Genomic DNA, 25146 nt, shown 5'->3' with positions numbered 1-25146 from the left:
CGGGATCAGTCGTCCTTCTTCTTTGGGATGACGCGCAGCCCGAGATCGACGAGCTGCTTGTTCTCGGCGGGTGCCGGAGCGCCCATGAGAAGGTCCTGCGCCTGCTGGTTCATCGGGAACAGTGCGATTTCGCGCAGGTTGCGCGCGCCGCAAACGAGCATGACGATGCGATCGATGCCGGCCGCCATGCCGCCATGGGGCGGTGCGCCGTACTGGAACGCGCGGTAGAGACCGCCGAAGCGCTCCTCGACATCGCTCTTCGACAGGCCGACCATCTCGAATGCCTTGACCATCAGGTCGGGCTTGTGGTTGCGCAGGCCCCCCGAAACGATCTCGAAGCCGTTGCAGACCAGGTCATATTGATAGGCCTTGATGCTGAGCGGGTCGGAGCCTTCCAGCGCCTCCATGCCGCCCTGCGGCATCGAGAACGGATTGTGGGCGAAATCGATCTTCTTCTCGTCCTCGTTCCACTCGTAGAAGGGGAAGTCGACGATCCAGCAAAGCTCGAAGCGCTCGCGGTCGATGAGGTTGAGTTCCTCGCCGGCGCGGTCACGAGCAGCACCTGCGAATTTGTAGAACTTCTTCGGATCGCCGGCGGCGAAGAAACACGCATCGCCGGGCTCCAGGCCGAGCTGCTGGCGAATGGCTTCGGTGCGCTCCTCGCCGATATTCTTGGCAATCGGGCCGGCGCCTTCGATCTTGCCGCCTTCCTCACGCCAGAAGATGTAGCCGAGGCCCGGCTGGCCTTCGCCCTGCGCCCAAGAATTCATGCGGTCGCAGAAAGCGCGCGAGCCACCGGTCTTGGCGGGGATCGCCCAGACTTCGGCCTTGTCGCTTCCGGCGAGAATGTTGGCGAACACCTTGAAGCCAGAGCCGCGGAAATGCTCGGACACGTCCTGCATCTCGATCGGGTTGCGCAGGTCCGGCTTGTCCGAACCATAGGTGCGGATGGAGTCGTCGTAAGGAATGCGCCGGAAGCTCGGCGTGACCGGCTTGCCCTCGGCGAATTCCTCGAAGATGCCGCGCAGGACAGGCTCCATCGTTCCGAGGATCTCGTCCTGTTCGACGAAGCTCATTTCGAGGTCGAGCTGGTAGAATTCGCCATAGAAGCGATCGGCGCGCGGATCTTCATCACGGAAGCACGGCGCGATCTGGAAGTAGCGGTCGAAGCCCGACACCATCAGAAGCTGCTTGTAGATCTGCGGCGCCTGCGGCAGCGCGTAGAACTCGCCCTGGTGCAGGCGGGACGGCACGAGAAAGTCGCGCGCGCCTTCCGGCGACGATGCGGTCAAGATCGGCGTCTGAAATTCGGTGAAGCCGATCTCGTTCATGCGACGACGCATCGCGGCAATGACCCGGGTGCGGGTCATGATGTTCTTGTGCAGCGTCTCGCGGCGCAGATCGAGGAAGCGGTACTTCAGGCGCACGTCTTCCGGATAATCCGGCTCACCGAAGACAGGCAGCGGCAGTTCCTTTGACGCGGACAGCACTTCGATCTCGGTGGCGTAAATCTCGATCTCGCCCGTCGGCATCTTGGCGTTGACGGTTTCCTGGGTGCGCGCCTTGACCCTGCCGTCGATGCGAATGACCCACTCGCCGCGGACCTTCTCAGCATCCTTGAATGCCGGGGAATCAGGATCGGCGACGACCTGCGTGATGCCGTAATGGTCGCGCAAATCGAGGAAGAGCACGCCGCCATGGTCACGCACACGGTGGACCCAGCCCGAGAGGCGGACGGTTTCGTCCACATTGGCCTTGCGAAGGGCGGCGCAGGTATGGCTGCGATAACGGTGCATCAATTGATCCCGGAATTCTTGCTTGGACATAGTTCGGGAGCGCTTATGCAGCCATGTCCGAATGGCGGCCGCCGCCCCTGAAATTCGCGCCGGACAAGCGCATGGCAAGGCCGGTTTGTCAAGGATTGGCGCGGGCAAGCACTTGGGCTGCGGCGAGCCGTTTGCAATAGCCCACCCCTCTTATATAGAGCATTCATGGACATCATTACATCGACCGACGCCCTTGCGGCCGCCTGCGACAGGCTCTCCACTTCCGAGTTCGTGACGATCGACACGGAGTTTCTTCGCGAAACGACATTCTGGCCGCAGCTTTGCCTCATCCAGATGGCGTCGCCGGACCTCGCCGTCATCGTCGACCCGTTGGCGAACGGTATCGACCTCAGCCCGTTCTTCAAACTGATGGCCGATACGAAGATCACCAAGGTCTTTCACGCGGCACGTCAGGATATCGAGATCATTTTCCACCTGGGCGATCTCATTCCCCACCCGATCTTCGATACGCAGATCGCGGCGATGGTGTGCGGGTTCGGCGATTCGATCTCCTACGACCAGCTGGTGGCGCGCATCACCGGCGGGCGCATCGACAAGACGTCGCGCTTCACCGACTGGAGCCGCAGACCATTATCGGACACGCAACTCGAATATGCGCTGGCCGACGTCACGCATCTGCGGGACGTCTATCTGCACCTCAAGACCGAGCTGGAGCGAGAAGGCCGCACACACTGGCTCAAGGAAGAGATGGACGTTCTGGAATCGCGCGAGACCTACGATCTTCATCCCGACGACGCCTGGAAGCGGCTGCGCATGCGGGTGAAGAAGCCTCGCGAACTCGCAATCCTGCAGACCGTTGCCGCATGGCGCGAGCGCGAGGCGCGTGCCCGCGACGTTCCGCGCGGCCGGGTGCTCAAGGACGACGCCATATACGAGATTGCGCAGCAGGCGCCGAAGGATACCGAAGCCTTGTCGCGACTGCGCACCATTCAGCGCGGCTGGGAGCGGTCGCAGGCAGGCCAGGCGGTGATCGCGGCCGTCAACGAGGCACTGGCGATTCCAAAGGATGACATGCCCCGCCTGGAGCGTGCGCGCGCCGCCCCCGAGGGTGCCGGTGCGGCAACCGAACTTCTGAAGGTGCTCCTGAAGCTCATCACGGAACGCGAAGGCGTCGCACCCAAGATCATCGCGAATGCCGACGATCTGGAGCAGATCGCGACCAATGGCGAGGATGCAGACGTGCCGGCACTCCATGGCTGGCGGCGCGAAATGTTCGGCGACAAGGCTCTGGACCTGATCAACGGCCGCCTGGCGCTGCGTTTCAAAGAAAAGCGCGTGGACACACTCGACATCGGCTAAAGGCGCACCGGCGTGAGCGATCTCGCGACCACCATTCACAATGAGCGCACGAAGCTGACGGCGACGTGGCTGAATGGACTCGCCATAGCGGTCATGGCTATCGGCGGTTTTGCGCCTCTCATCACCTATGTCTCGTCGGCGGAGTCCAGTCTCAGCGTCGAAGGCCTGGCGCTTATCGGCGTCATTTGCCTTTTGTTGAGTGCAGCATTACATCTGGTTGCACGGATCGTTCTTGGGAGATTGAAGACATGACTAGTCTTGAGCTTTATCTCGTCCTTGGCGTCCCGTCGCTCTTCATCGCCGCTGGTCTGTTCGGCTATCTGCTGGTTGTCCTGAGCGATCGCAAGCCGACGAATTGATCCGTTCGGCCGCTTTATTACCTCCGCGTTCAGATCGTCAGTGACAGAACCGGAAGCTCAGATCGCGGCCGGTGAGTTTGGCGAGCTGTTGCAGCCGGCCTTCGAGCCGCTCTCCTTCGAAGCGTGCCATGTCGGCCGGTACCACGAAGACGAGCGCGTTTTCCCCCTCCCCCTTTTCGACCGATAGACGCCGAACCGCGCCCGGCATCGACGCGGAAAAGAGGTAAAGCACGCGCAGCAGGCCGCCGAGCAGTTTGGCGCATTCCAGCAGCCGAGGAGTCGCGATCGCTGCCAGCGGGCTCGTCGCGCCGTCGTCGTTCAGGCCTTCGAAGCGGTAATAATTGGCAAGCGCGATATAGGCCCGGCCGGCATGGGTGATGCCGGTGAAGGAGCCATGGGCGATGATGTTGAGCGCCTGCAGGCCGCGGTAATCGGGATGGGCGCGCCAGGAAATGTCGGCCATGAGGCAGGCCGCCTGCCGGTAACGGCTTTCTTCCGGCGTTTCTTCCACGCCGAATACCGAGAAGATCTCGCCCGTCCAGTCGGCAAGCTCGCGGGCATGTTCGGGCGAACGCGCGCGAAGCACGGCGAGTTCATGGGCAGCGGTCAGAAGCGGATCCCGGGCCCTCTCCTCTTCGCTCAGCAGAGAAAAGAGATACCCTTCCCGCACGCCCAGAGCCGAGAAGCAGACCGTCTTCGGCTTCATCCGCTCGATCGTTTCCTTGAGCGTCACGGCGCCGTAGGGCAGCAGCGCGCGGCGGCTCTTGGAGACCACCCGCATCGCATCATCCTTGGCAAGCTTGCCGGAAACGATGGCGTCCAGGAATGCCATCGCGGTGTCGTACGGGATCTCGTAATTCTGCATCATGTGCAGAGGGTAACCGGTGGCTTCCATGTGGAGACGAGCAATGTTTCGCCACGTGCCGCCAACGCAGTAGAAGGTGCGGTCGCGGCCGGCTGTCAGCATATCCGCCCGCGCGATCTGCTGCTTTGCGATCGCGGCCGCTTCATCGAGATTGCTGTGCGCGGTATCGGCGAGCCGCAGCCCGCCGAGCGGCAGAGTCATGCCGCGGCTGATCTCGTTGCCAACGATGTCGACGAGTTCCAGCGAACCGCCGCCAAGATCGCCGGCGATGCCGTCCGGCGCATGGAAGCCGGAAATGATGCCGTATGCAGAGAAAAGCGCTTCTTCCTCGCCCGTCAGGATGCGGATCGAGGTGCCGAGCGTCGCTTCGGCGCGCTTGACGAATTCCGGTCCGTTTTCAGCCTCGCGGGCAGCGGCAGTCGCCAGCACATGCATGCGGGTCGCGCGTGCCTGATCCGATAGGGCGCGAAAGCGGCGCAGCGCATAAATCGCCCGCTCAACACCGGTCTCTTCCATCCGGCCGGTTTCAGCCAAGCCTCGACCCAACCCGCAGAGAACCTTCTCGTTGAAGAGGACGGTCGGTGAGCGGCTAAGACCTTCGTAAACAACCAGACGCACAGAGTTCGACCCGATATCGATGACCGATATCGGGTGAATGCCGGGCAAACGGCCACGCGCTTCGGATTCAACCATGCAATATTTTAGCTTCTGCTTTTCTTGCCGGAAATCCAACCGGCTATCAGCTTCGGGGCGCTGGAGTTCAGGGCTTCTCCTCGGCCGGACAGGCTGGGGTTCGTCATGAAATAGACCTGCGCATTGAACGGCTCTTCGCCGGGACGCGCCTCCTGTCGGCTGGACGTCCCATCCTCCAATATCTTGTAGCTCTGCTGGTTATCAATAAGGTTGCCGAGCATAATTTGTGACAGAACCTGTTCATGCACGGTCTTGTTCGTCAACGGCACGAGCGTCTCGACGCGCCGATCCAGATTGCGCGGCATCATGTCTGCCGATCCGATATAGACGAGTGCGCGTTCCGACGGCAGGCCATCGCCATTGCCGAAACAGAAGATGCGGCTGTGCTCCAGGAAGCGTCCGATGATCGATTTCACGCGGATGCGTTCGGACAAGCCAGGCACGCCCGGGCGCAGGCAGCAGATGCCGCGGATCACCAGATCGACTTCAACGCCAGTCTGGCTCGCCCGGTAAAGCGCGTCGATGATCTCCGGATCGACGAGCGCGTTCATCTTCATCCAGATGGCAGCCGGTCTTCCAGCACTTGCGTGAGCGATCTCGCCTTCGATGTGGCTCAAAATGCGCTGGCGCAGCGTCAGCGGCGAAACCGCGAGCTTCATGTCACCCTCCGGCTCACCATAGCCGGTGATGAAATTGAAGACATTCGCGACGTCCTTGGCGATCGCCGGGTTGCAGGTGAAGAAGGAAAGATCCGTATAAATTTTGGCCGTGACCGGGTGATAGTTGCCCGTACCGAGATGGCAGTAGCTGACCAACCCCTTCTCCTCACGGCGCACGACCAGCGACATCTTGGCATGCGTCTTCAGCTCGATGAAGCCGAAGACCACCTGAACGCCGGCGCGCTCCAGATCCCGGGCCCAGCGAATATTCGCCTCCTCGTCGAAACGCGCCTTCAGTTCGACAAGCGCCGTCACCGACTTTCCGGCATCGGCAGCGTCGATCAAGGCGCGCACGATCGGACTGTCGTTCGACGTCCGGTAGAGCGTTTGCTTGATGGCAAGAACGTTCGGGTCGCGAGCGGCCTGGAAAAGGAACTGTGCGACGACGTCGAACGATTCGTACGGATGGTGGATGACGAGGTCCTTCTCGCGGATCGCTGCCAGGCAGTCGCCGGCATGGTCGCGCACGCGTTCAGGGAAGCGGGCGTTGTACGGTTCGAAGCGCAGATCGTCGCGAGGCGCCTTGACGATCTCGGAGATGGTGTTCAGCGCCAGGAAGCCTGGCAGAAGTGCAACGCGGTTTTCTGGAACGTTCAGTTCGTCGATAACGAACTGGCGCAGGGATCGCGGCATGTCGTTATCGAATTCGATGCGGATGACCGAGCCACGGCGACGGCGCTTCAGCGCGCTTTCAAAAAGTCGAACAAGATCTTCGGCCTCTTCCTCCACTTCGATATCGCTGTCGCGGATGATGCGGAACGTGCCGGAGCCTTTCACTTCGTAGCCGGGGAAGAGCCGGCCGATGAAGAGGCCGATGACATCTTCCATGGTGATGTAACGGATGCGCGTGCCCTGATCCGGCAAGCGAATGAAGCGGTCGAGCGCCGTCGGGATACGCAGCAACGCCGTCATGGGATCGCGGCCGGTCTTGCTCACCAACTGCAAACCGATCGAGAAGCCAAGATTGGGAATGAACGGGAAAGGATGCGCCGGATCGATCGACAGCGGCGTCAGAACCGGGAAGATCGAACGCAGGAACTCGTCTTCGAGCCAGGGCCTGTCATCGGCTTCAAGCCGATCCGGGCGGACGATGTGGATGTCTTCCTTCGCCAGATAGTTTTGCAGATCGGCAAGCGATGCCTGCTGCTCCATCTGCAGCTTGCCGACCTCCGCCAGGATCATGTCGAGCTGTTCGGCCGGTGTCAGACCGTCGGGCGAGCGCGTGGCGATACCTTCGCGAACCTGACCTTCCAGCCCGGCCACGCGCACCATGAAGAATTCGTCCAGATTGGCGGCGGAAATCGAGAGAAACCGCACACGCTCCAGAAGCGGATGGGCGAGATTTTTTGTTTCCAGCAGGACGCGGCGATTGAACTGGAGCCAGGAGAACTCGCGATTGACGAACCGGCTGGGGCTTTCGAACAGCTCGGGATCCAGGCTGGTCGCGGGCGTCTCATCCCGCTCGCGTTTCGGAGCCTCAACGGCGAGTGGCTCTGCTATTGCAGCGTTGTCCTGTTTGTCGGTCATGCACATCAGCTTTCTTCGGTTCCGGCCTCTCCGGTGCACCTAACCAAATCTAGCGAAGAATGCATGACAGTGCCATTCGGCCAATTGATCAGCTGGGGCGATCGTCCTGATATCTCGACAGCACCTCGCTCGCGAGGCTCGTCGTCAGGCGGACACGGCGCGACAGGGCGACCCTGTCCATCTCGGCGACGAGCCAAGAAGCGGCATCGAAGGAGCGCTCCATGCGCGCCACCAGATAATCGACCACCTTGGGATCGATCGCGATCTGCCGGTCGGCGAACAGTTTGACGATCACCTGGGCGAGAAGGCCGTCGTCGGGCCCGCCGATCTCGACGACCGTGGCAGCCTTCAGCCGCGATTTGAGATCGGGCAGCGAGACCGGCCAGGCGGCAGGCCAGAGCCGGCTCGTCATCATCAGGAAGCTGCCGGCGGATCGCACCTCGTTGATGAGGTGGAAGAGTGCCGTCTCGTCGATCGCCTTCCGGTCGACATCTTCGAGGATCACCGGGTGCGTACGGGCGGCCTCCAAGGCTCGTGACGTGCTGTCGGCCAGATCGAGCACGGACGCATCGGCCCGCTCGCGCCAGATTTCGGCGAGGTGTGTCTTTCCCGCGCCTGCAGGCCCGCAAAGGATGACGACGGGCGACGGCCAGTCGGGCCAACGGTCGATCAGCGCGATGGCGGCGCTGAGCGGGTCGGAAACGATCAGATCCTCGCGCCCGCGCGCTGCGGCATGGCCGAGTTCAAGCGGCAACTGCTCGGCGCGTCCGGTCTGGAGACTATTGCGTCTGGCCATTGCCTACTCCGGCTTGCGCCTCTGGCCCGGCTCGATGAGCGTCGGCTTCTCAACGGTCAGCGACGGCGCGAACATATCGCTTTGAAGATACCGCTTCAGGGCAAAGCGCACCAGAACACCGACTGCAGCCGCCGCGGGCACCGCGATCAGCATTCCGAGAAAGCCGAACAGCGATGCAAACGCAAACAGCGCAAACATCAGCCAGACGGGATGAAGACCAACGGACGATCCGACGAGCTTCGGCTGGAGAATGTTGCCCTCAAGAAACTGTCCGGCAAAGAAGATGCCGGCCACTGTCAGCACCCAGAAATAATCCGGCCAGAACTGGACGATCGCGACGCCGATCGACAGCACGAGGCCGATCAGCGAGCCGACATAAGGGATGAAGCTGATGAGACCGGCGAACATGCCGATCAGAAGGCCGAAGTTCAGCCCCACCATGCTGAGCCCGATGGCATAGAAGAGACCGAGGATGATGCAGACGGTGCCCTGCCCGCGCACGAAGCCCGCGATCGCCAGATCCATGTCGCGCGCGATCTCGCGCACGTCCTCGACGTGGTCGCGCGGCACCCAGCTGTCGACCTTGTCCACCATGCGATCCCAGTCGAGCAGCATGTAGAAGGCCACCACCGGAGTGACGACCAGAAGCGCCAGCACGTTGATCAGCGCCATGGACGAGGTCCAGATCTGCGCGACCAGCGTGCCGACCAATCCCGCACCCTGCGAAAGCAGGCCCGCGAAGCTTTCCCGCAAATTGGCGATCTGATCCTCGACCCATGGGGGAAACAGATCCTGGTCGGCCGTGGTGATCAGCGTCTGCAACTGCGTGATGTATTCCGGAAGCCTCTGACCGAACTCCATCGCCTGGCCCACCAGAACCGGAATGACGATGATCAGCACCAGAACGAAAACGAGCAGGAAGGACAAGAGAATGACGACCGTCGCCATCAGCCGGCTCAGACCCAATCTCTGAAGCCGATCGGCGACAGGATCAAGAAAATAGGCGAGCGCCATGCCCGCGACGAACGGCAAGAGCACGTTGCGGAACAGAAAAATGAAACCGATGAACACGGCAAGGGCGATGAGCCAGAAGACGATCTGGCGGCGCAGTGAAGACTGGTTGAAAACGAACGTCATGGCAGTCTCCGCAGCAACCACACTGCCCCGTCAGACCGGGACGCTGGACCTTCAACTTTGAAATGGGCGCTTTTTCGAGGCGTCCAGAGGCCTCGTCCAGCGGCGCGCATCAGTCGTCGGACATGTGGCGCAGCCAGTCAATGAGATAGGCCGCAGCGGACAGGACGGTCAAGGCGGATGTCAGGATCAGCAGCGTGTGGCCAACGCCGCTGAGGTTCAGATCAAAGGCCAGTTCTCCGAGTACGACCAGAGCCAGGGCGATCTGGAACGCGGTCGTCGCCTTCGAAACCAGGATCGGCCTCACCTTCACCGGCTGCGCCATCAGTGAGGATAGAAGCACGGCCGCGACGATCAGGATGTCACGCGACGCCACCAATATCAGAAACCAGAGCGGCAACACAGCAAGCCAGGTCAGCATCACGAAGACCGACACGAGGAGCAGCTTGTCGGCGATCGGGTCCAGATAGGTCCCGAGTTCGGAACGCTGGTTGAAGTGGCGCGCGATGAAGCCATCCACCGCATCCGAAATTCCCGCAGCCAGGAACAGGCCGAACGCCAGTTGCAGCTCGCCGAGGATCATTGCGTAGACCAGGGCCGGCACACAGAGCAGCCGTGCGACGGTGATGAGGTTGGGGATGGTCATGCGGCCTTGGCTTTAAAACAGATGGCTTGCGTTCAGCTGGGTAGCACAGTTCATGGCCTCCAAGCCTCTTTCAAGCGCATTGTTCGATCTCTTCTGCGGATTATAGGGCTTTCGCCACCCCTCAAACTTGCCTTTGCGGGGACTGCATGGCATTTCCTCGCGCCATCGCGGACAGCTTTCTTGATCAGGAGACGCTCATGGCCGAGGCCGGGAAACAGGACGGGCTCACCTATGCGGATGCGGGCGTCGACATCGATGCCGGCAATGCGATGGTCGAGAAGATCAAGCCGATGGTTCGCTCCACGCGCCGGCCCGGTGCGGACGGAGAGATCGGCGGATTTGGCGGTCTCTTCGACCTGAAGGCAGCGGGTTTTACGGACCCCGTGCTGGTGGCCGCAAATGACGGCGTCGGCACGAAGCTGAAGGTCGCGATCGAAACCGGCAAGCACGAAACGGTCGGAATCGACCTCGTCGCCATGTGTGTCAACGACCTCGTCGTCCAGGGTGCAGAGCCACTCTTTTTCCTCGACTATTTCGCGACCGGCAAGCTCGACCCGGATCAGGGTGCGGCGATCGTCAGCGGCATCGCCGAAGGCTGCCGCCAGGCCGGCTGCGCGCTGATCGGTGGCGAAACGGCGGAAATGCCGGGCATGTACGCCAAGGGCGACTACGATCTCGCAGGCTTTGCTGTCGGTGCAGCGGAGCGCGGCACGCTGCTGCCGCATGGCGAGATGGCGGAGGGCGACATCGTGCTCGGTCTCGCCTCCTCCGGGCTGCACTCCAACGGTTATTCGCTGGTGCGGCGCATCGTGGAGCGGTCGGGCCTCTCCTATACGGCGCCCGTTCCCTTCGGCGAAGGCATCACGCTTGCCGACGCGGTGATAACGCCGACGCGCATCTATGTGAAATCGCTCCTGAAGACGATCCGCGAGACCGGCGCAATCAAAGGCCTTGCCCATATCACCGGCGGTGGATTTCCCGAAAACATTCCGCGGGTGCTGCCGAAGACGCTTGCCGCCGAAATCGATCTCGATCAGGTGCCGGTCACCGAGCTTTTCGCCTGGCTCGCCAAGGAAGGCGGCGTCGCGCCTGAAGAGATGCTGCGCACCTTCAATTGTGGGATCGGCATGATCGTGGTCGTTGCCGAAGACAAAGCCGCACAGGTCATTCAGTCCCTGACGGAGGCAGACGAGATCGTCGTGCCGCTCGGGCGCCTTCGTGCACGCAGCGGGGATGGTGCAGGCGTCATCTATAAGGGCAAGCTCGGTCTATGAGCGAGCCGCGCAAGCGCGTCGTCGCCTTCATTTCGGGCGGCGGCTCCAACATGCTGGCCTTGGCAAAGTCGTGTGAAGCCCCGGACTTCCCAGCCGAGATAGTCGCCGTCATCTCCGACAAGCCTGATGCTGGCGGTCTCGCCAGGGCCGAGGCTTTGGGAATACCGACGCACGTGTTCGCGCGAAAGAGCTATGGATCGAAGGCCGACCACGAGGCGGCGATCCTAGCAGCGCTTGCGGAGATCGAGCCGGACCTGATCTGCATGGCAGGCTACATGCGGCTGCTTTCGGCAGACTTCATCCGGCCGCATGAGGGGCGCATCCTCAACATCCACCCTTCCCTGCTCCCGCTGTTTCCCGGCCTCCACACCCACCAGCGGGCAATCGATGCCGGCGTGCGTGTGCATGGCTGCACTGTCCATTTCGTCAATGAAGGGATGGATGAAGGTGCGATCATCGCGCAGGCGGTGGTGCCCGTTTACCCGCAGGACGATGCCGAGACGCTTGCCGGGCGCGTGCTTGCGGCCGAACATCGGCTTTACGCCCATGCGCTTCGGCTGGTCGCGACAGGCGCCGTTGGGCTTGACGAAGGCGGCAAGACCCAGACGGTCGGTGCGCCGCGCAGCGACGATCCGGCGATGCTGATCTCGCCGGCGTTGGAAGTCGCTACCAGCTAGGCCGGTCCGGCCTCAGGCCTTTTCCATCCAAACGTGATTGTCGTGGAAGGCGGCGCCGCCGTATGGCGCAACGGGATCGGCACCCGTAAGCACATTGATGCCTTCGCCATCGAGATGCGCCTTGTTCGGCCAGATGCCTTCCGCCACGAGCACGCCGCGCTTAAGGCCGGCATCGATGCGCGCATGAAGGCGGATGGTGCCGCGCTCGTTGCCGAGACGGACAACATCGCCCTCTTCGATCGCCAGATCGGCCGCGTCGTCCGGATGGACCAGAACCGAGGGCCGGCCCTCCCGCGTCGTCGATCCCTTGGTCTCGGCAAAGGTCGAGTTCAGGAAGTTGCGCGCCGGCGACGTGGCGAGACGGAACGGGTGCGCGGCATCCGCGATTTCGATCAGGTCGACATGGTCCGGAAACTCCGGCAGGCGCTCATGCGGCCCGAGCGAACCGACGGTCGCCGGCGGCCGGTTTGGAGCCATGGTGCCCGTCCAGTCCGGCTTGAACCGGAACTTGCGGTCCGGCCAGTGAAAGCCGTCCAGATAATGCGAGGTGGCAAAGTCCGGCTGGCAGTCGATCCACTTCTCGTCCCGGAGAGCATCGAAGCCAATCTTTCCGCCTTTTTTCAGCATGTTGTCGATGAGCGTTCGCGCATCGAGTCCGGTCTGTACCTGGTCGGCAACACCCAGTCGCTCGGCAAGGCCATAGACCACTTCGAGGTTGGTGCGCGGCCCTTCCGGGGCATCGACGAGCTTCGGTCCGAGCAGAATGTGCTGCTGGCCCCCGCCGCGGTAGATGTCGTCATGTTCGAGGAACATCGTTGCGGGAAGCACGATATCAGCCATCTCCGCCGTCTCGGTCATGAAGTGCTCGTGCACGGCAACGAAGAGATCGTCGCGCGCAAACCCAGCTTTGACGAGGCGCTGCTCGGGCGCGACGTTCACCGGATTTGTGTTCTGCACGATCATGGCCGTGACCGGCGGGCCGTTGCGCAGTGCTTCGGCGTCGCCCGTCAGGACGCGGCCGATCTGCGACTGGTCGAGTGCGCGCACCCCGTGGTCCTTGAAATCGAGACCCATGATCTCGGTCTTGTCGAGGCCGAAGATGTCGCTGTTGGAATGGAAGGCACCGCCCCCCTCATATTGCCAGGCGCCGGTGACGGCGGCGATCGACAGGGCCGCGTGCATGTTGACCGCGCCGTTGCGCGAGCGGGTAAAGCCGTAGCCCAGTCGGAAGAAGGTGCGCTTGGTCGTGCCGACGAGCCGCGCGAACGATTCGATTTCGGCAACGGAGAGCCCGGTGATCGCTGCAGCCCATTCCGGCGTGCGGGTGGCGAGGTGCCGCTCAAGCCCGGCCGGGTCGTCGGTGTGGCGCTCCAGATAGGCGCGATCGGCAAGGCCTTCGCGGAACAGCACATGCATGACCGCGCAGGCGAGCGCACCATCCGTGCCGGGCTTCAGGATCAGCTTGACGTCCGCCTGCTTCATCGTCGGGTTGTCGTAGACGTCGACGACGACGATCTTGGCGCCGCGCTCCTTACGGGCGCGCACGGCGTGGGTCATCACATTGACCTGCGTGGAGACCGCGTTGGTGCCCCAGATCACGACGCAGTCGGACACCGCCATCTCGCGCGGGTCGGGGCCGACGAGCCGGCCGGTTCCCATCACCCAGCCGGTCCAGGCCATGTTGGTGCAGATCGAATCGAACTGACCGGAATAATTGCGCGCGTGGCGCAGCCGGTTGATGGAATCGCGCTGAACGAGGCCCATCGTTCCGGCGTAAAAATATGGCCAGACGGCCTCGGCACCGTGCCGGCTTTCGGCTTCGAGGAACTTCTCGGCGACGATGTCGAGCGCATCGTCAAAACCGATTTCCTGCCAGCGGCCCTCGCCCTTCGCCCCGATCCGCCGGAGCGGCTTCAACAGGCGGTCCGGGTGATGGATGCGCTCGGCGTAGCGCGCGACCTTGGCGCAGATGACGCCGGCCGTGTAGGAGTTCGCCGGGTCGCCGCGCACGCGCCCGATGGTGCCGTTGTCGAGAAGCTCGACTTCGAGCGCACAGGTGGACGGGCAGTCGTGGGGACAGGCGGAATGGCCGATGCGGATCGCAGACTTGACCCGGCCGGCGGTGATGGGGCTCGCTTCGTTCATGCCTTCTCTATAATGCGATGCGGGGAACGGAACCAAACAATTCCCGTGACGCATGCATCTCGATCGCTTTAGAACGCGCCCATGAATTACCGTCACATCTATCACGCAGGCAATTTCGCCGATGTCCTCAAGCACATCGTGCTTGCGCGGCTGGTCGCGTATCTGAAGGCCAAGGACAAGGCTTTTCGCGTCATCGATACCCATGCGGGCATCGGGCTCTATGATCTCACCTCCAACGAAGCGCAGCGAACCGGCGAGTGGATCGGCGGCATCGGCCGCCTTCTCGATGCGGATGTGCCGGTCGAGATCGCGCCGCTGATCGCGCCCTATCTCGACCAGGTGCGGGCGTTGAACCCCGAGAGCGGCGTCACGCACTACCCCGGTTCGCCGAAAATCGCACGCATGCTCTTTCGCCCACAGGATAGGCTGTCGGCGATCGAACTGCACCCCTCGGATGCCGAAACCCTGCGATTGGTCTTTGCCGGTGATTTCCAGACGCGCGTCATTGCGCTCGATGGCTGGCTGGCACTGGGCGCCCATGTGCCGCCCAAAGAAAAGCGCGGCCTCGTGCTGATCGATCCGCCCTTCGAGCAGGAAGGCGAATTCGAGCGCATGACCGACGGCCTTGCCCGCGCCATCCGCCGGTGGCGGGGCGGCACCTATTGCCTGTGGTATCCGCTGAAGAAGGACGCGGCCGTCGAAGCCTTCCACCGCCGGATCGAAGCGCTCGGCATTGAGGATGTCCTTTGCGCAGAACTCTGGGTGCGCGATCCACGAACCGAAAAGGGCCTCAACGGCTCCGGCCTCGTCATCGTCAACCCGCCCTTCACGCTCGAAAACGAACTGGATGCGTTGCTGCCGTGGTTGACCAAGGTTCTGGCCGAAGGTGAAGGAGCCGGGTTCCGCTTGAAACGGCTTCAGCCGGTGACGGCAAGCCCGCAACAGTGACGCGAAAACGGCTCTTCGACCGCGCTTTCACCTTGACGCGTGGCATGGCCGCAACCATTCTTCGCCGAAATTGCAAAACGTTCAGGAGTTTGCCTCGATGAAGTCTGTCGCCAAATGCGCTCTTGCGCTTCTCACCGTCGCGACGGCGTCCATCCCGGCCAGCGCCGCGGACTATCTGATGGGTCCCGCCGCGATCGCCGCGCCGGTCACGATCTGCAACGAGCACAAAGTGCTGACGCGCGTCGTCGAGCGCTTCGATTATGCCGATGCCAATCTCCTGAAGCGCGGTCTCTCGATCAACGATTTCTCCAACATCACCTATACGCGCTATGAGCCTCGTACCGAGCGCAACCTGATCGAGCGCCATTATTGCCGTGCAACGGCCAATCTCAACGACAACACGACCCGGACGACCTGGTATCTCATCGAGACTCACATGGGCTTTGCTGGCGCGATCGGCGACAACGTCGAATCCTGCGTTGCCGGTCTCGACCCGCTCTATGTCTATGGAGCGACCTGCGCGTCTCTGCGGTGAGGCTCGCCTCTTCGCTCCGACACGCCCTCTATGCTGCACTCTTTGCCGCAGGACTGCAGCTCGCACCGGCAGTGGCTCAGGATCGTGCGGGCGACTTCGATTTCTACGTCCTGTCTCTCTCCTGGTCCCCGACATTCTGCGCGCTCGATGGTCGCGACAATCGTCAGCAATGCGGATCGAATGCCGATTTCGGCTTCATCGTGCACGGCCTTTGGCCGCAATATGAGCAGGGTTTCCCCGAATTCTGCGCAACCCGCCATGACGACCGGGTTCCGCGCGAACTCGGACAGGACTATTTCGACATCATGCCGAGCATGGGCCTGATCGGCCATCAATGGCGCAAGCATGGCTCCTGCACGGGATTGTCTCCCGAGGATTATCTGGAACTGACCCGCGACGCGTATGAGCGCGTCCAGATTCCAGACGAGCTCGATGGGCGCGGCCCGGTCAGCCTCTCGCCTGCGGATGTGGAAACCAGCTTTCTCAACGCCAATCCCGGACTGTCCGAGGGTGGTATCGCGGCGACCTGTTCAGCCGGCGCGCTGGACGAAGTCCGCATCTGCCTTACCAAAGATCTCGATTTTCGCGCGTGTCGCGAGGTCGATGCCCGCGGCTGCCGCCAGCGCCTCATCGAGGTGCCAGCCAGGTAGCCTTTCCATTATCCAGAAGAAGGACGTTTGCCCTTGCGTATCCTCGTTTCACCCGCCTCGCCCTATTCGGCCAAAGTGCGTATGGCCGCGACCTATGCGGGCTTGTCCTTCGAAAGCGTGCTGACCGACACGAATGCGGAACCGGCCGAACTCGTCGTCAACAACCCGCTCGGCAAGATCCCCCTTCTCCTGACCGACGACGGCAATGCCGTGTTCGACAGCCGCGCGATCATGCAGTTCATTGACCGCGAGACAGGGCGCAAGCTCTATCCGCGCAATCCGGCAAAGCGCACCGAGGTGGACGTGCTGGAAGCGCTTTGCGACGGCACCTGCGATTGCCTGCTCGCCATGGTCTATGAGCGGCGCTTCCGCCCGGAGGAAAAGGTGCACCAGGAGTGGATCGACAAGCAGTGGAAGAAGGTGGAGCGGGCGCTCGATCATCTCGAAGCGAACCTGCCGCGCACGACCAAGTCGCTGAATGGCGGCCATTTCGCGCTAGCAGCTCTGCTTGGCTACCTGTCCCTGCGTTTTGAAGGAAAGTGGGAGCGCGGCCGGCCGAAGCTGAAGAACTGGCCGAAGAAGTTCGAGACGTTCTTTGCCGACTATGCGCGGCTGAAGCCGCAGTAACGGCGACTTTTTCCTCGGCAATCCCCTCGCGGGCAAAAGAAAAAGCCGGGGCGCGCAAGGCACCCCGGCTCTCTAACCGCTCGAAAGCAGTTTCGATCGATCGGCTTAGAACTTGAAGCCTACACCAGCGCGGACGCTGTGCTCGTCGTAAGCCGACGAGAACGAGTTGCCGTTGATGTTGTAGTCGTCGCTGCCGTAGTCGGTGTAACGGTACTCGAGACGAGCCGTGATGTTGTCGGTGACCATGCCTTCAACGCCACCACCAACGGTGTAGCCGACTGCCGTGGAGGAGTCGCTGCCGTCGAACTGGTTGTACTCGATGTCAGCTACAGCCACACCGCCCGTTGCGTAGATGAGGAACGGGTTGAAGGCCACACCGGCACGTGCACGGACCGAACCGAACAGGCCCATTTCGCCTTCGCGAGCGGTGGTCACACCAGCAACGCTGGCAATGCCGTCGCCGCTGACGTCGGAGTAGCCGAGATCGGCTTCAGCACCGACAACGAAGTTGTCGAACTGGTAGTTGTAACCAGCGTATGCACCGCCAGAGATGCCGTCGGAGTCATCGCCGATGATGTCTTCGTGGTCACCCCAGTTGTAGCCCAGGAACACACCGGCGTAAGGACCGGTCCAGAGCTGCACAGGTGCAGCTTGAACTGGCGCTGCTGCCGGCGGCGGGGACGGCGGAGCCATGATGGCGTCGGCTGCAAAGGCGCCAGCCGTAAGCGGAAGAACCATTGCCGTGGCCAGACCAGCCAATTTAAGTGCACGCATTTTACTTCTCCTAATACAATTTCCGGTCGCATGGCGAACGGGTGGACGTTTATCGTTCTTGCCCCGCCCTAGCAGGGCCTGAATGACCCTCGAATGCGGCGGCGTCTAAGCCGGAATGTGGAGATTCAGTGGCCAGCCTCCAATCACCTTGCGGTGCTGCAATTATGCAACAGGAGCGGTTGTCTCGAATTCCACATTCATGCGACTGCCGATAAAAAGCCTGCGCGGCCCCTTTGTTCCTGGCCCCGATTTTCTATATCCGCACTGTTGCAACATAATCACACAATTTGCCGGAACCCCCTGGAAATCAGGGCTTCGCGCGGGGTCACCGAGAGCTTCATGACAGTCATCCCCCCCAAGGCCGTGCTGGTCACGGGCGCTGCACGACGAATAGGACGCGCTATCGCCACCGATCTGGCAGAAGCCGGCTTCGCCGTAGCGATACACGCCAACAGAAACGCAGAGGACGCTGAAACGCTCGCTGCCACATTAAGGCAGAATGGGGCAGTGGCTGCCGCAGTCACGGCCAACCTGGAAGTACCGCTTGAGGCGGCTGAACTTCTTCACAAGGCGCAATCCGCCATCGGGCCAATCGGCGTCGTCATCAACAATGCCTCGGTTTTCGTAGCCGACGAAGCGGATCGTTTCGACGAAACCTCCTTCGACCGCCACTTCGCCGTGCATGTCAAAGCGCCTTTGGCGATCTCGGCCGCTTTCGCCGGCAGCGCCGGGAACAATGGCGGTCTCATCGTCAACATCATCGACCAGCGCGTATGGGCGCTCACGCCGCGGTTCTTTTCCTACACGCTGTCCAAATCGGCGCTGTGGACCGCGACGCAGACGATGGCACAGGCTTTTGCGCCGCGGGGGATCCGCGTCAACGCCATCGGTCCGGGCCCGACGCTTGCCAATGAGCGGCAGGATGCTGCCGACTTTGCCGCCCAGGCACAAAGCGTTCCCTTGGGATACGGCCCGGATCTGCCTGATTTCGGTCGCACAATCCGCTATCTGTTCGACACGCCGTCCATCACGGGCCAGATGATCGCGCTCGACGGTGGCCAGCATCTCGCATGGGAAACGCCGGACGTCGTGAACGCCAGGGAATAACAGACAGAGTGCCATTGTGACCGAGGAGCCAGCCAAGAAGTCCGCGCCCCGCAACCTGTTCAAACGCAAGGCTGCGCGTGGGTTGTCGCCGCGCATGCCGGCGGAAGACATCGGGATCGACGTGGATGCGCTCGATTTCTCGACGATCGCGGATGCGGATATCTCGCCTGATTCCCTGCCCGACGAAGACCTCGACTCGGAGACGGATGAGGTCGAAGCGGTTGCGCAGGAAAGTGGCCCCGCGATCGATTGGGAGGCGTTGACCAAGCCTGAGCCCGGGCTGCAGGGGCCGGATGTCATCCAGGCATTCGTCAAGCGGCTGCCGAACGGGCCTGGCGTGTACCGGATGTTCAACGCCAAGGGCGACGTGCTTTATGTCGGCAAGGCGCGCAGCCTGAAGAAGCGCGTCGCGAACTATGCTCAGGGCCGCGTTCATTCCAATCGCATCGCCCGCATGGTGCGCGAAACCGCGCATATGGAATTCGTCACCACGCGGACCGAGACAGAAGCGCTTCTGCTGGAAGCGAATCTGATCAAGCGCTTGCGGCCGCGTTTCAATGTGTTGCTGCGGGACGACAAGTCGTTTCCCTATATTCTGGTGACCGGGGATCACCCGGCACCGGCCATCTTCAAGCACCGCGGCGCGCGTGCGCGCAAAGGCGAATATTTCGGGCCGTTCGCATCGGCGGGCGCGGTGGGCCGTACGATCAACGCGCTGCAGCGCGCATTCCTCCTCAGAACCTGCACGGACTCTGTCTATGAGGGCCGGACACGGCCGTGCCTGCTCTACCAGATCAAGCGATGCTCGGGCCCTTGCACCGGCGAGATCAGCCTGCCGGACTACGCCGAGCTCGTGCAGGAAGCGGAGGATTTTCTTTCCGGCAAGAGCCAGAAGGTGAAGTCGCACATCTCGCAGGCCATGCAGCAGGCATCGGAAGATCTCGATTTCGAGCGCGCGGCCGTGTTCCGCGACCGTTTGTCGGCGCTCAGCCATGTGCAGAGCCACCAGGGCATCAACCCCCGCTCTGTCGACGAGGCGGATATCTTTGCCATCCATCTCGCGGGTGGGCTTGCCTGCATTCAGGTGTTCTTCTTTCGCACCGGCCAGAATTGGGGCAATCGGGCCTATTTCCCCAAGGCCGACCCGCAGCTTTCCGCCGGCGAGATCCTCGGGGCATTCATGTCCCAGTTCTACGACGACAAGCCGATCCCGAAGCAGATTCTGCTGTCCGAAGAGGTCGAGGAACAATCGCTGATTGCGGAAGCATTGTCGCTCAAAGGCGAGCGCAAGATCGCAATTTCGGTGCCGCAGCGCGGGGAGAAGAAGGAGCTCGTGGACCACGCGCTCAGCAACGCCCGCGAAGCTCATGGACGGCAGATTGCGGAAACGGCCTCGCAAGCCCGGTTGCTACAGGGCATTCAGGAGACATTCGGCCTCGAGCGTAAGCCGCGACGGGTCGAAGTCTACGACAACTCACACATCATGGGCACCAACGCCGTTGGCGCGATGATCGTCGCCGGCCCCGAGGGGTTTGCGAAGAACCACTACCGCAAGTTCAATATCCGCTCGACCGACATCACGCCGGGCGACGACTTCGGCATGATGCGGGAGGTGATGGAGCGGCGCTTCTCGCGGTTGATCAAGGAGCATCCGCTGGAAACCGCCACGGACCAGTCGTCGGGTGACGACGACACTGATGCGCCGCTGCCCGCCTGGCCCGATCTCATCCTCATCGATGGCGGCCAGGGACAGATGACGGCCGTGCGGGAAATTCTGGCTTCGCTCGGCATCAGGGACAAGGTGACGGCGATCGGCGTTGCCAAGGGCATGGACCGTGAGGCCGGGCGCGAGCGCTTCTTCATGGAAGGCAAGCAGCCTTTTACCCTGCCGCCGCGCGATCCGGTGCTTTATTTCCTGCAGCGATTGCGCGACGAGGCGCATCGCTTCGCCATCGGCTCGCACCGCCAGCGGCGCAAGAAGGAAATGGTGAAGAACCCGCTGGACGAGATCGGCGGCATCGGCCCGGCGCGCAAGCGCGCGCTGCTTCATCATTTCGGGACGGCCAAGGCGGTTTCGCGCGCGGCATTGACGGATCTGCGCGCAGTCGACGGGATTTCAGAAGCGATGGCGATCTCGATCTACAACCACTTCCACCCGGATGCTTCCGGCGCCCGGTAGCGCCGGAAGCTTTTTCAGCATCAGAACTCGGCGTAGCGGCGTGCGATCTCGCTCTGCTTGGCAACCAGTGCCTGGAAACCGTCGTCTTTCGCTCCGGCATCGGCGTCGCCTGCCTGGCCGAGGCTGCCGATCATGCTGTCGAGCCGCATGGCTTCAAGAACGGCAAGAGCTGCAGCACGGGGATCCCGCACGGTTTGTTCGGTCGGCAGCGGCTCAAGCCTGGTGAAGCCGCGTTCTGCACTCGCACTCGATGCGCGGGACGTCGCTGGGAGACTGTCCCTTGACGACGCAGCGGAGGTGCTTTCCAGCGGCCTTCCGTTCGGCGCCGATGACGAGGTGCCCGCCGCTCGCGTCGAAGCTGTGGGCGACGGCGTCGTGGATGCACCGGCGGTCGGCGACGATGCAGCCGGCGCCGAGCCAGCGCTGCTCACCGTCGAGGGAGCGGAGGAGCCAGAAGTCTGCGTCGATGCGTTGGCGGACTGTGAAGGTGGGGACGATTGCTGCGACGATGAAGCCTGTGGCTGCCTGTAGCCGATAAGAGCTCCGATCATTACTATTCTCCATGTCAGATCGATCGGCCGGGTGTTTAGCGCGTTCTTCTTTAGAAACCGCCGAAACAATCGTTTGAAATGCGGCGGGCTCGGTTACGAATGATTCATCAGTCCGTCGCGCAGCTCTGCGATGGTTGGGCCGACGCGGTCCAGTTGGGACAAAATGGAGGTTGACGCCATGGCTATCGACCGTTCATCTGGCACCACTTTGAAATCGAAGGTGACCATGGCCTCGCCGGTCTACAACATCCCAAATCTTTTGACCTACGGTCGCATCCTGGCGGTGCCGCTGATCGTCCTGTGCTTCTTCGTCGAAGGCCGGCTGCACGGGTCGGATTTTGCGCGATGGTCGGCGCTCGTGCTCTTCGTCATCGCCTCGCTCACGGACTGGCTCGACGGTTATCTTGCGCGCCTTTGGGATCAGTCGTCCAATATCGGCCGCATGCTCGATCCCATTGCCGACAAGCTGCTCGTTGCGTCCGTGCTGTTGCTGATGGCGGCGGACGGCACGATCGCCGGCTGGACGATCTGGGCGGCGATCACCATTCTCTGCCGTGAGATTCTCGTTTCGGGCCTTCGCGAATATCTGGCAGCCCTGAAGGTGTCCGTGCCCGTCACGCGCATCGCCAAGTGGAAGACGACAATCCAGATGGTCGCGCTTGCCTTCCTTCTCGCCGGCCCTGCGGGCGACAAGATCCTGCCCTATACCACCGAGCTCGGCATCGCGCTGCTGTGGGCCGCGGCGCTAATCACGATCTACACCGGCTATGATTATTTCCGGGCCGGGTTGAAGCATGTGGTGACCGAATGAAGCGGAAGCTCATCTATTTCGCCTGGGTGCGCGAGCGCATCGGCAAGTCCGAAGAAGAGCGCGAACTGCCCGAAAGTGTCGTCAGCGTCAGCGATCTGCTCGCCTATCTGCAGACGCAGGGCGACGAATATGAGGCAGCGCTGCAGCACGCCCATGTGATCCGAGTGGCGCTCGATCAGGAGCATGCCGACCATCGCGAGCCGATCGGCAATGCGCGCGAAATCGCACTGTTCCCGCCGATGACCGGCGGATGAAGAGCCATGGCCGTCACACCGACCATCCGCGTTCAGGCTGACGATTTCGACGTCGCTGCAGAGATCGAAGCAGTGGCAGCGGGACGAACCGATATCGGCGCCGTAGTGACGTTCACGGGCCTTTGCCGCGATGAAAACGGTCGGCTCTCGGCGCTCGAGCTCGAACATTATCCTGGCATGGCCGAGGCGGAAATCGGCCGCATCGCGAACGAAGCCATTGCCCGGTTTGGATTGAGCGGCCTCACCGCCATCCATCGCTGTGGCAAAATCGCGCCCGGCGGCAACATCGTGCTCGTCGTCGCCGCCTCGTCGCACCGGCAGGCGGCATTCGATGGCGCGAATTTCCTGATGGACTATCTGAAGACCTCGGCGCCCTTCTGGAAGAAGGAGCACGCCGCAAGTGGCCAGACCGGCGACTGGGTGGCTGCGCGCGACGCCGACGACGAGGCACGGCTTCGATGGCAAAAGGTCGGCGGCGAAAGCTGACCCGTCAGCCGGTCTTCAGGCGTAGGCTTTTTCTCAAAGAGCGCTACTCGAAGGATGGGTTGCCTCGTCTTTACGCCGTCGATCGCCGATAAATGGCGAAAATCGGCGCGAAGAAGCACTGGAGTGAACATGCTACGCGACGAAGCGAATGTCCTGATTGGCGACATCTCATGCCTGTTCGGCAGCCTGTCGCTGGAAGACCGGCTGGCATGGCTGCAAGGTGCCGGCCACTCGATCGTCTTCACGACCAGCCTCGGCATCGAGGATCAGGTGGTGACCGATGCGCTCGTGAGCGCCCTGCCCTCGGCGCGGATCGTCACGCTCGACACGTTGCGCCTTTTCGACGAGACGGTGGATCTGATCGAGGAGACCGAGGCGCGTTACGGCATTTCGATCGAGCGTTTCCTTCCGGAACCGAGCGCGGTCGACCAGTTCGTGGCGACCTACGGGATGAACGGGTTCTATGAAAGCGTCGAAGCGCGCCACGCTTGTTGCGGCATTCGCAAGGTGGAGCCGCTCGGTCGGGCGCTGGCGGGGGCCGATATCTGGATCACCGGACTGCGACGTGGCCAGTCGGCAGCGCGCGGCAGCGTGCCCTTTGCCGAATGGGACGCCGATCGGGAACTGTTGAAGATCAATCCGCTCGCGGACATGACGCTCGAAGATATCCGGATTCGTGTTGCGGAACGCAGCATTCCGGTCAATCCGCTCCACCTCCGCGGCTATCCGTCGATCGGCTGTGCGCCCTGCACCCGCGCGATCAAACCCGGCGAAGACGAACGTGCCGGCCGCTGGTGGTGGGAGCGCGACGAGCAGCGCGAATGCGGCCTGCATGTCGCCGGTGCCGCCTCGGCTCTGCCAGCCGCCTGATCGCGATCATCACTCCCAAGAACTAAAAAACCCGGAACCTGAGTTCCGGGTTTTTTTGTCTCTGCATCAGCCGTTTAGGGCCTGCTGTCGAGAAATCGATTCAGCCGACGATTTCGGTGCCGGAGAACCAGTAGGCGATTTCTTCCGCTGCGGTCTCGGGAGCGTCGGAGCCGTGCACCGAATTCTCGCCGATGGAGAGCGCGTGCACCTTGCGGATGGTGCCTTCTGCAGCGTCCTTAGGATTGGTTGCGCCCATGACTTCGCGGTTCTTGGCGATGGCGTTCTCGCCTTCCAGCACCTGAACGATCGTCGGGCCCGACGACATGAATTCGGTCAGTTCGCCGAAGAACGGACGATCCTTGTGGACCGCGTAGAAGCCTTCGGCTTCGCGCAGGCTCATCCATACGCGCTTGGAAGCGACGACGCGCAGGCCGGCGTCTTCCAGCATCTTGGTGATGGCGCCGGTGAGGTTGCGCTTCGTTGCGTCGGGCTTGATCATCGAAAAGGTGCGTTCGATCGCCATGAGGTTTTCCCTGTTCTTTTGCTTGACGGAATGTCGGGAGAATTTGGCGGCCTCCATAGCCGCCAAGTGTTGCGAACACAAGACACGACGACGAGACGGCGGCTGGGCTCAGGCGGCGGCCGGTACCGCGCGACCGATCCCGCCGTGCAGATCGAGGCAGGTCTCGAACCAGTCCAGCACAGGATCATCATGGCCGAGCAGCGGTTCGCGCATGATGATCCTGGCCCACTGGAAAGCGCCGAACAGGATGTAGTCGGAAAAAAGTGGACTTGCGCCACCGATGAAGGGCTGGTGGCGCAGCATGGCGCGCACCGGCTCCAGCCTCGCTTTCAGTTTTCCGAGTTCCGACAGCCCACGCTCGCGCGTTTCCTCCAGCGGCATGCCGAAGCGGGCTTCGCGGCTCTTGCGAAAGAACGCCTGGTCATCGGGTGACAGGGCGTCATGCACGTCCATGATCGCCGCCTTGCCGATGATCGCGTGAATCTGCGTCTGGCACCAGGCTTCGACGAACCGGGCCATCGCCTCACCGCCCGGTCCGCCGAACAGCGACGGGCTATCGGGTCGCGTCCTTTCCAGATGCAGCGCGATCGCGAATGAGTCGGACACGGTCGCATCTCCGTCGCAAATGACCGGCACGATGCCGCTGCCATCTTCGATCTTCGGAATTTCGGTGAAGGGAACGGACCGGCTTTCCCACTCGAGCCCCTTATGGGCGAGCGCCATCACGACTTTCCAGCAATGCGGACTGAAAGGGCGCGTGGGATCGCTACCAACGAGTTCGTAGAGTTGAATGGTCATGTAGCGATCTCCCTCTGCGCTGGCCCACAGATAGGCAATTCAGTGCCTATGC

The 25146-nt window shown here is 62.2% G+C and carries 26 protein-coding genes; 15 read left to right on the top strand and 11 right to left on the bottom strand.

The window, feature by feature from the left end:
- Positions 1-5 precede the first annotated feature (5 nt).
- The gene (gene aspS / locus QQL76_RS12995) at positions 6-1796 is read right to left on the bottom strand and encodes an aspartate--tRNA ligase (RefSeq protein WP_499208001.1); all 1791 of its coding nucleotides are present in this window, start codon (positions 1794-1796) and stop codon (positions 6-8) included.
- Positions 1797-1991: 195 nt separating this feature from the next.
- Here aspS and rnd point away from each other — a divergent pair, with 195 nt between their 5' ends.
- Both rnd and QQL76_RS12985 read left to right on the top strand, forming a co-directional pair.
- Positions 1992-3146 carry a ribonuclease D gene (gene rnd / locus QQL76_RS12990; protein WP_499208000.1) on the top strand — a complete coding sequence of 385 codons (1155 nt, stop codon included), beginning with the start codon at positions 1992-1994 and terminating at the stop codon, positions 3144-3146.
- A gap of 12 nt (positions 3147-3158) precedes the next feature.
- Positions 3159-3398: an amino acid transporter gene (locus tag QQL76_RS12985; RefSeq protein WP_499207999.1), complete on the top strand. Its 240-nt coding sequence runs from the start codon at positions 3159-3161 to the stop codon at positions 3396-3398.
- Between the two features lie 144 nt (positions 3399-3542).
- Here QQL76_RS12985 and ppx read toward each other — a convergent pair whose 3' ends face one another.
- From ppx to QQL76_RS12960, 5 genes are all read right to left on the bottom strand, one after another.
- Complete coding sequence (gene ppx, locus QQL76_RS12980) at positions 3543-5063, bottom strand: exopolyphosphatase (RefSeq protein ID WP_404862215.1); 1521 nt, start codon at positions 5061-5063, stop codon at positions 3543-3545.
- Between the two features lie 8 nt (positions 5064-5071).
- Complete coding sequence (locus QQL76_RS12975) at positions 5072-7315, bottom strand: RNA degradosome polyphosphate kinase (RefSeq protein ID WP_499207998.1); 2244 nt, start codon at positions 7313-7315, stop codon at positions 5072-5074.
- An 82-nt stretch (positions 7316-7397) separates the two neighbouring features.
- Positions 7398-8105, bottom strand: coding sequence for a P-loop NTPase family protein (hdaA, locus tag QQL76_RS12970; protein ID WP_499207997.1), 708 nt, complete (start codon positions 8103-8105; stop codon positions 7398-7400).
- 3 nt (positions 8106-8108) lie between these two features.
- Complete coding sequence (locus QQL76_RS12965) at positions 8109-9242, bottom strand: AI-2E family transporter (RefSeq protein ID WP_499207996.1); 1134 nt, start codon at positions 9240-9242, stop codon at positions 8109-8111.
- Between the two features lie 109 nt (positions 9243-9351).
- Positions 9352-9885, bottom strand: a complete 534-nt coding sequence (locus QQL76_RS12960) for a CDP-alcohol phosphatidyltransferase family protein (protein ID WP_499207995.1) — start codon at positions 9883-9885, stop codon at positions 9352-9354.
- A 197-nt stretch (positions 9886-10082) separates the two neighbouring features.
- On the opposite strand from QQL76_RS12960, the gene purM reads away from it, so the two are divergent.
- Both purM and purN read left to right on the top strand, forming a co-directional pair.
- Positions 10083-11159, top strand: a complete 1077-nt coding sequence (gene purM, locus QQL76_RS12955) for a phosphoribosylformylglycinamidine cyclo-ligase (RefSeq protein WP_499208369.1) — start codon at positions 10083-10085, stop codon at positions 11157-11159.
- Positions 11156-11836, top strand: a complete 681-nt coding sequence (gene purN / locus QQL76_RS12950; RefSeq protein WP_499207994.1) for a phosphoribosylglycinamide formyltransferase — start codon at positions 11156-11158, stop codon at positions 11834-11836. Before purM ends, purN begins: the two co-directional genes overlap by 4 nt.
- 12 nt (positions 11837-11848) lie before the next feature.
- Here the strand turns inward: purN and QQL76_RS12945 are convergent, their stop codons facing one another.
- Positions 11849-13981 carry a molybdopterin-containing oxidoreductase family protein gene (locus QQL76_RS12945; protein WP_499207993.1) on the bottom strand — a complete coding sequence of 711 codons (2133 nt, stop codon included), beginning with the start codon at positions 13979-13981 and terminating at the stop codon, positions 11849-11851.
- A gap of 81 nt (positions 13982-14062) precedes the next feature.
- On the opposite strand from QQL76_RS12945, the gene QQL76_RS12940 reads away from it, so the two are divergent.
- The 4 genes from QQL76_RS12940 to QQL76_RS12925 all read left to right on the top strand — a co-directional run bounded on the left by QQL76_RS12940 (position 14063) and on the right by QQL76_RS12925 (position 16741).
- Complete coding sequence (locus QQL76_RS12940; protein WP_499207992.1) at positions 14063-14929, top strand: 23S rRNA (adenine(2030)-N(6))-methyltransferase RlmJ; 867 nt, start codon at positions 14063-14065, stop codon at positions 14927-14929.
- A gap of 97 nt (positions 14930-15026) precedes the next feature.
- Entirely contained in the window at positions 15027-15464 is a 438-nt protein-coding gene (locus QQL76_RS12935; RefSeq protein ID WP_499207991.1) for a hypothetical protein, read from the top strand.
- 71 nt (positions 15465-15535) lie between these two features.
- Positions 15536-16114 (top strand): ribonuclease T2 family protein, encoded by a 579-nt coding sequence (locus QQL76_RS12930; RefSeq protein WP_499207990.1) that lies wholly within the window; start codon positions 15536-15538, stop codon positions 16112-16114.
- A gap of 33 nt (positions 16115-16147) precedes the next feature.
- Positions 16148-16741, top strand: a complete 594-nt coding sequence (locus tag QQL76_RS12925; protein ID WP_499207989.1) for a glutathione S-transferase family protein — start codon at positions 16148-16150, stop codon at positions 16739-16741.
- Between the two features lie 105 nt (positions 16742-16846).
- Here QQL76_RS12925 and QQL76_RS12920 read toward each other — a convergent pair whose 3' ends face one another.
- Positions 16847-17515, bottom strand: a complete 669-nt coding sequence (locus tag QQL76_RS12920; protein ID WP_499207988.1) for an outer membrane protein — start codon at positions 17513-17515, stop codon at positions 16847-16849.
- A 339-nt stretch (positions 17516-17854) separates the two neighbouring features.
- Here QQL76_RS12920 and QQL76_RS12915 point away from each other — a divergent pair, with 339 nt between their 5' ends.
- Positions 17855-18622, top strand: coding sequence for an SDR family oxidoreductase (locus tag QQL76_RS12915; RefSeq protein WP_499207987.1), 768 nt, complete (start codon positions 17855-17857; stop codon positions 18620-18622).
- Positions 18623-18716: 94 nt separating this feature from the next.
- A complete protein-coding gene (gene uvrC / locus QQL76_RS12910; RefSeq protein WP_499208368.1) occupies positions 18717-20801 on the top strand; it encodes an excinuclease ABC subunit UvrC in 2085 nt (694 codons plus the stop codon).
- Between the two features lie 20 nt (positions 20802-20821).
- On the opposite strand, the gene QQL76_RS12905 is transcribed toward uvrC, so the two are convergent.
- Complete coding sequence (locus QQL76_RS12905) at positions 20822-20992, bottom strand: hypothetical protein (RefSeq protein ID WP_499207986.1); 171 nt, start codon at positions 20990-20992, stop codon at positions 20822-20824.
- A gap of 31 nt (positions 20993-21023) precedes the next feature.
- On the opposite strand from QQL76_RS12905, the gene QQL76_RS12900 reads away from it, so the two are divergent.
- From QQL76_RS12900 to QQL76_RS12880, 5 genes are all read left to right on the top strand, one after another.
- On the top strand, positions 21024-21332 hold the full coding sequence (locus QQL76_RS12900; protein ID WP_499207985.1) for a hypothetical protein: 309 nt from the start codon (positions 21024-21026) through the stop codon (positions 21330-21332).
- A 246-nt stretch (positions 21333-21578) separates the two neighbouring features.
- On the top strand, positions 21579-22163 hold the full coding sequence (gene pgsA, locus QQL76_RS12895) for a CDP-diacylglycerol--glycerol-3-phosphate 3-phosphatidyltransferase (RefSeq protein ID WP_499208367.1): 585 nt from the start codon (positions 21579-21581) through the stop codon (positions 22161-22163).
- The gene (gene moaD / locus QQL76_RS12890) at positions 22160-22417 is read left to right on the top strand and encodes a molybdopterin converting factor subunit 1 (RefSeq protein ID WP_126010757.1); all 258 of its coding nucleotides are present in this window, start codon (positions 22160-22162) and stop codon (positions 22415-22417) included. Before pgsA ends, moaD begins: the two co-directional genes overlap by 4 nt.
- A 6-nt stretch (positions 22418-22423) precedes the next feature.
- Positions 22424-22903, top strand: a complete 480-nt coding sequence (locus QQL76_RS12885; protein ID WP_499207984.1) for a molybdenum cofactor biosynthesis protein MoaE — start codon at positions 22424-22426, stop codon at positions 22901-22903.
- A 129-nt stretch (positions 22904-23032) separates the two neighbouring features.
- Entirely contained in the window at positions 23033-23773 is a 741-nt protein-coding gene (locus tag QQL76_RS12880; RefSeq protein WP_499207983.1) for a phosphoadenylyl-sulfate reductase, read from the top strand.
- A gap of 100 nt (positions 23774-23873) precedes the next feature.
- Here QQL76_RS12880 and ndk read toward each other — a convergent pair whose 3' ends face one another.
- Both ndk and QQL76_RS12870 read right to left on the bottom strand, forming a co-directional pair.
- Positions 23874-24296 carry a nucleoside-diphosphate kinase gene (gene ndk / locus QQL76_RS12875; RefSeq protein WP_126010760.1) on the bottom strand — a complete coding sequence of 141 codons (423 nt, stop codon included), beginning with the start codon at positions 24294-24296 and terminating at the stop codon, positions 23874-23876.
- A gap of 108 nt (positions 24297-24404) precedes the next feature.
- Complete coding sequence (locus QQL76_RS12870; protein ID WP_499207982.1) at positions 24405-25094, bottom strand: glutathione S-transferase family protein; 690 nt, start codon at positions 25092-25094, stop codon at positions 24405-24407.
- Positions 25095-25146: the final 52 nt, after the last annotated feature.

Origin of the sequence: Rhizobium albus, from assembly GCA_030160035.1 — a bacterium.
In the GTDB taxonomy this organism is placed as follows: domain Bacteria; phylum Pseudomonadota; class Alphaproteobacteria; order Rhizobiales; family Rhizobiaceae; genus Georhizobium; species Georhizobium albus.
Note: the sequence above shows the minus strand (reverse complement) of the source record. Positions and strands in the feature narration are given on the sequence as shown.

Bases quoted from the DNA above. Each gene is read 5' to 3' on its own strand.
- hdaA (WP_499207997.1), bottom strand. From the start codon at position 8,105: ATGGCCAGACGCAATAGTCTCCAGACCGGACGCGCCGAGCAGTTGCCG.
- purN (WP_499207994.1), top strand. From the start codon at position 11,156: ATGAGCGAGCCGCGCAAGCGCGTCGTCGCCTTCATTTCGGGCGGCGGC.
- aspS (WP_499208001.1), bottom strand. From the start codon at position 1,796: ATGCACCGTTATCGCAGCCATACCTGCGCCGCCCTTCGCAAGGCCAAT.
- QQL76_RS12870 (WP_499207982.1), bottom strand. From the start codon at position 25,094: ATGACCATTCAACTCTACGAACTCGTTGGTAGCGATCCCACGCGCCCT.
- QQL76_RS12940 (WP_499207992.1), top strand. From the start codon at position 14,063: ATGAATTACCGTCACATCTATCACGCAGGCAATTTCGCCGATGTCCTC.
- QQL76_RS12915 (WP_499207987.1), top strand. From the start codon at position 17,855: ATGACAGTCATCCCCCCCAAGGCCGTGCTGGTCACGGGCGCTGCACGA.
- QQL76_RS12960 (WP_499207995.1), bottom strand. From the start codon at position 9,885: ATGACCATCCCCAACCTCATCACCGTCGCACGGCTGCTCTGTGTGCCG.
- moaD (WP_126010757.1), top strand. From the start codon at position 22,160: ATGAAGCGGAAGCTCATCTATTTCGCCTGGGTGCGCGAGCGCATCGGC.
- QQL76_RS12885 (WP_499207984.1), top strand. From the start codon at position 22,424: ATGGCCGTCACACCGACCATCCGCGTTCAGGCTGACGATTTCGACGTC.
- rnd (WP_499208000.1), top strand. From the start codon at position 1,992: ATGGACATCATTACATCGACCGACGCCCTTGCGGCCGCCTGCGACAGG.
- QQL76_RS12975 (WP_499207998.1), bottom strand. From the start codon at position 7,315: ATGTGCATGACCGACAAACAGGACAACGCTGCAATAGCAGAGCCACTC.
- purM (WP_499208369.1), top strand. From the start codon at position 10,083: ATGGCCGAGGCCGGGAAACAGGACGGGCTCACCTATGCGGATGCGGGC.
- QQL76_RS12880 (WP_499207983.1), top strand. From the start codon at position 23,033: ATGCTACGCGACGAAGCGAATGTCCTGATTGGCGACATCTCATGCCTG.
- QQL76_RS12920 (WP_499207988.1), bottom strand. From the start codon at position 17,515: ATGCGTGCACTTAAATTGGCTGGTCTGGCCACGGCAATGGTTCTTCCG.
- QQL76_RS12945 (WP_499207993.1), bottom strand. From the start codon at position 13,981: ATGAACGAAGCGAGCCCCATCACCGCCGGCCGGGTCAAGTCTGCGATC.
- ndk (WP_126010760.1), bottom strand. From the start codon at position 24,296: ATGGCGATCGAACGCACCTTTTCGATGATCAAGCCCGACGCAACGAAG.
- QQL76_RS12935 (WP_499207991.1), top strand. From the start codon at position 15,027: ATGAAGTCTGTCGCCAAATGCGCTCTTGCGCTTCTCACCGTCGCGACG.
- pgsA (WP_499208367.1), top strand. From the start codon at position 21,579: ATGGCCTCGCCGGTCTACAACATCCCAAATCTTTTGACCTACGGTCGC.
- ppx (WP_404862215.1), bottom strand. From the start codon at position 5,063: ATGGTTGAATCCGAAGCGCGTGGCCGTTTGCCCGGCATTCACCCGATA.
- QQL76_RS12965 (WP_499207996.1), bottom strand. From the start codon at position 9,242: ATGACGTTCGTTTTCAACCAGTCTTCACTGCGCCGCCAGATCGTCTTC.
- uvrC (WP_499208368.1), top strand. From the start codon at position 18,717: ATGCCGGCGGAAGACATCGGGATCGACGTGGATGCGCTCGATTTCTCG.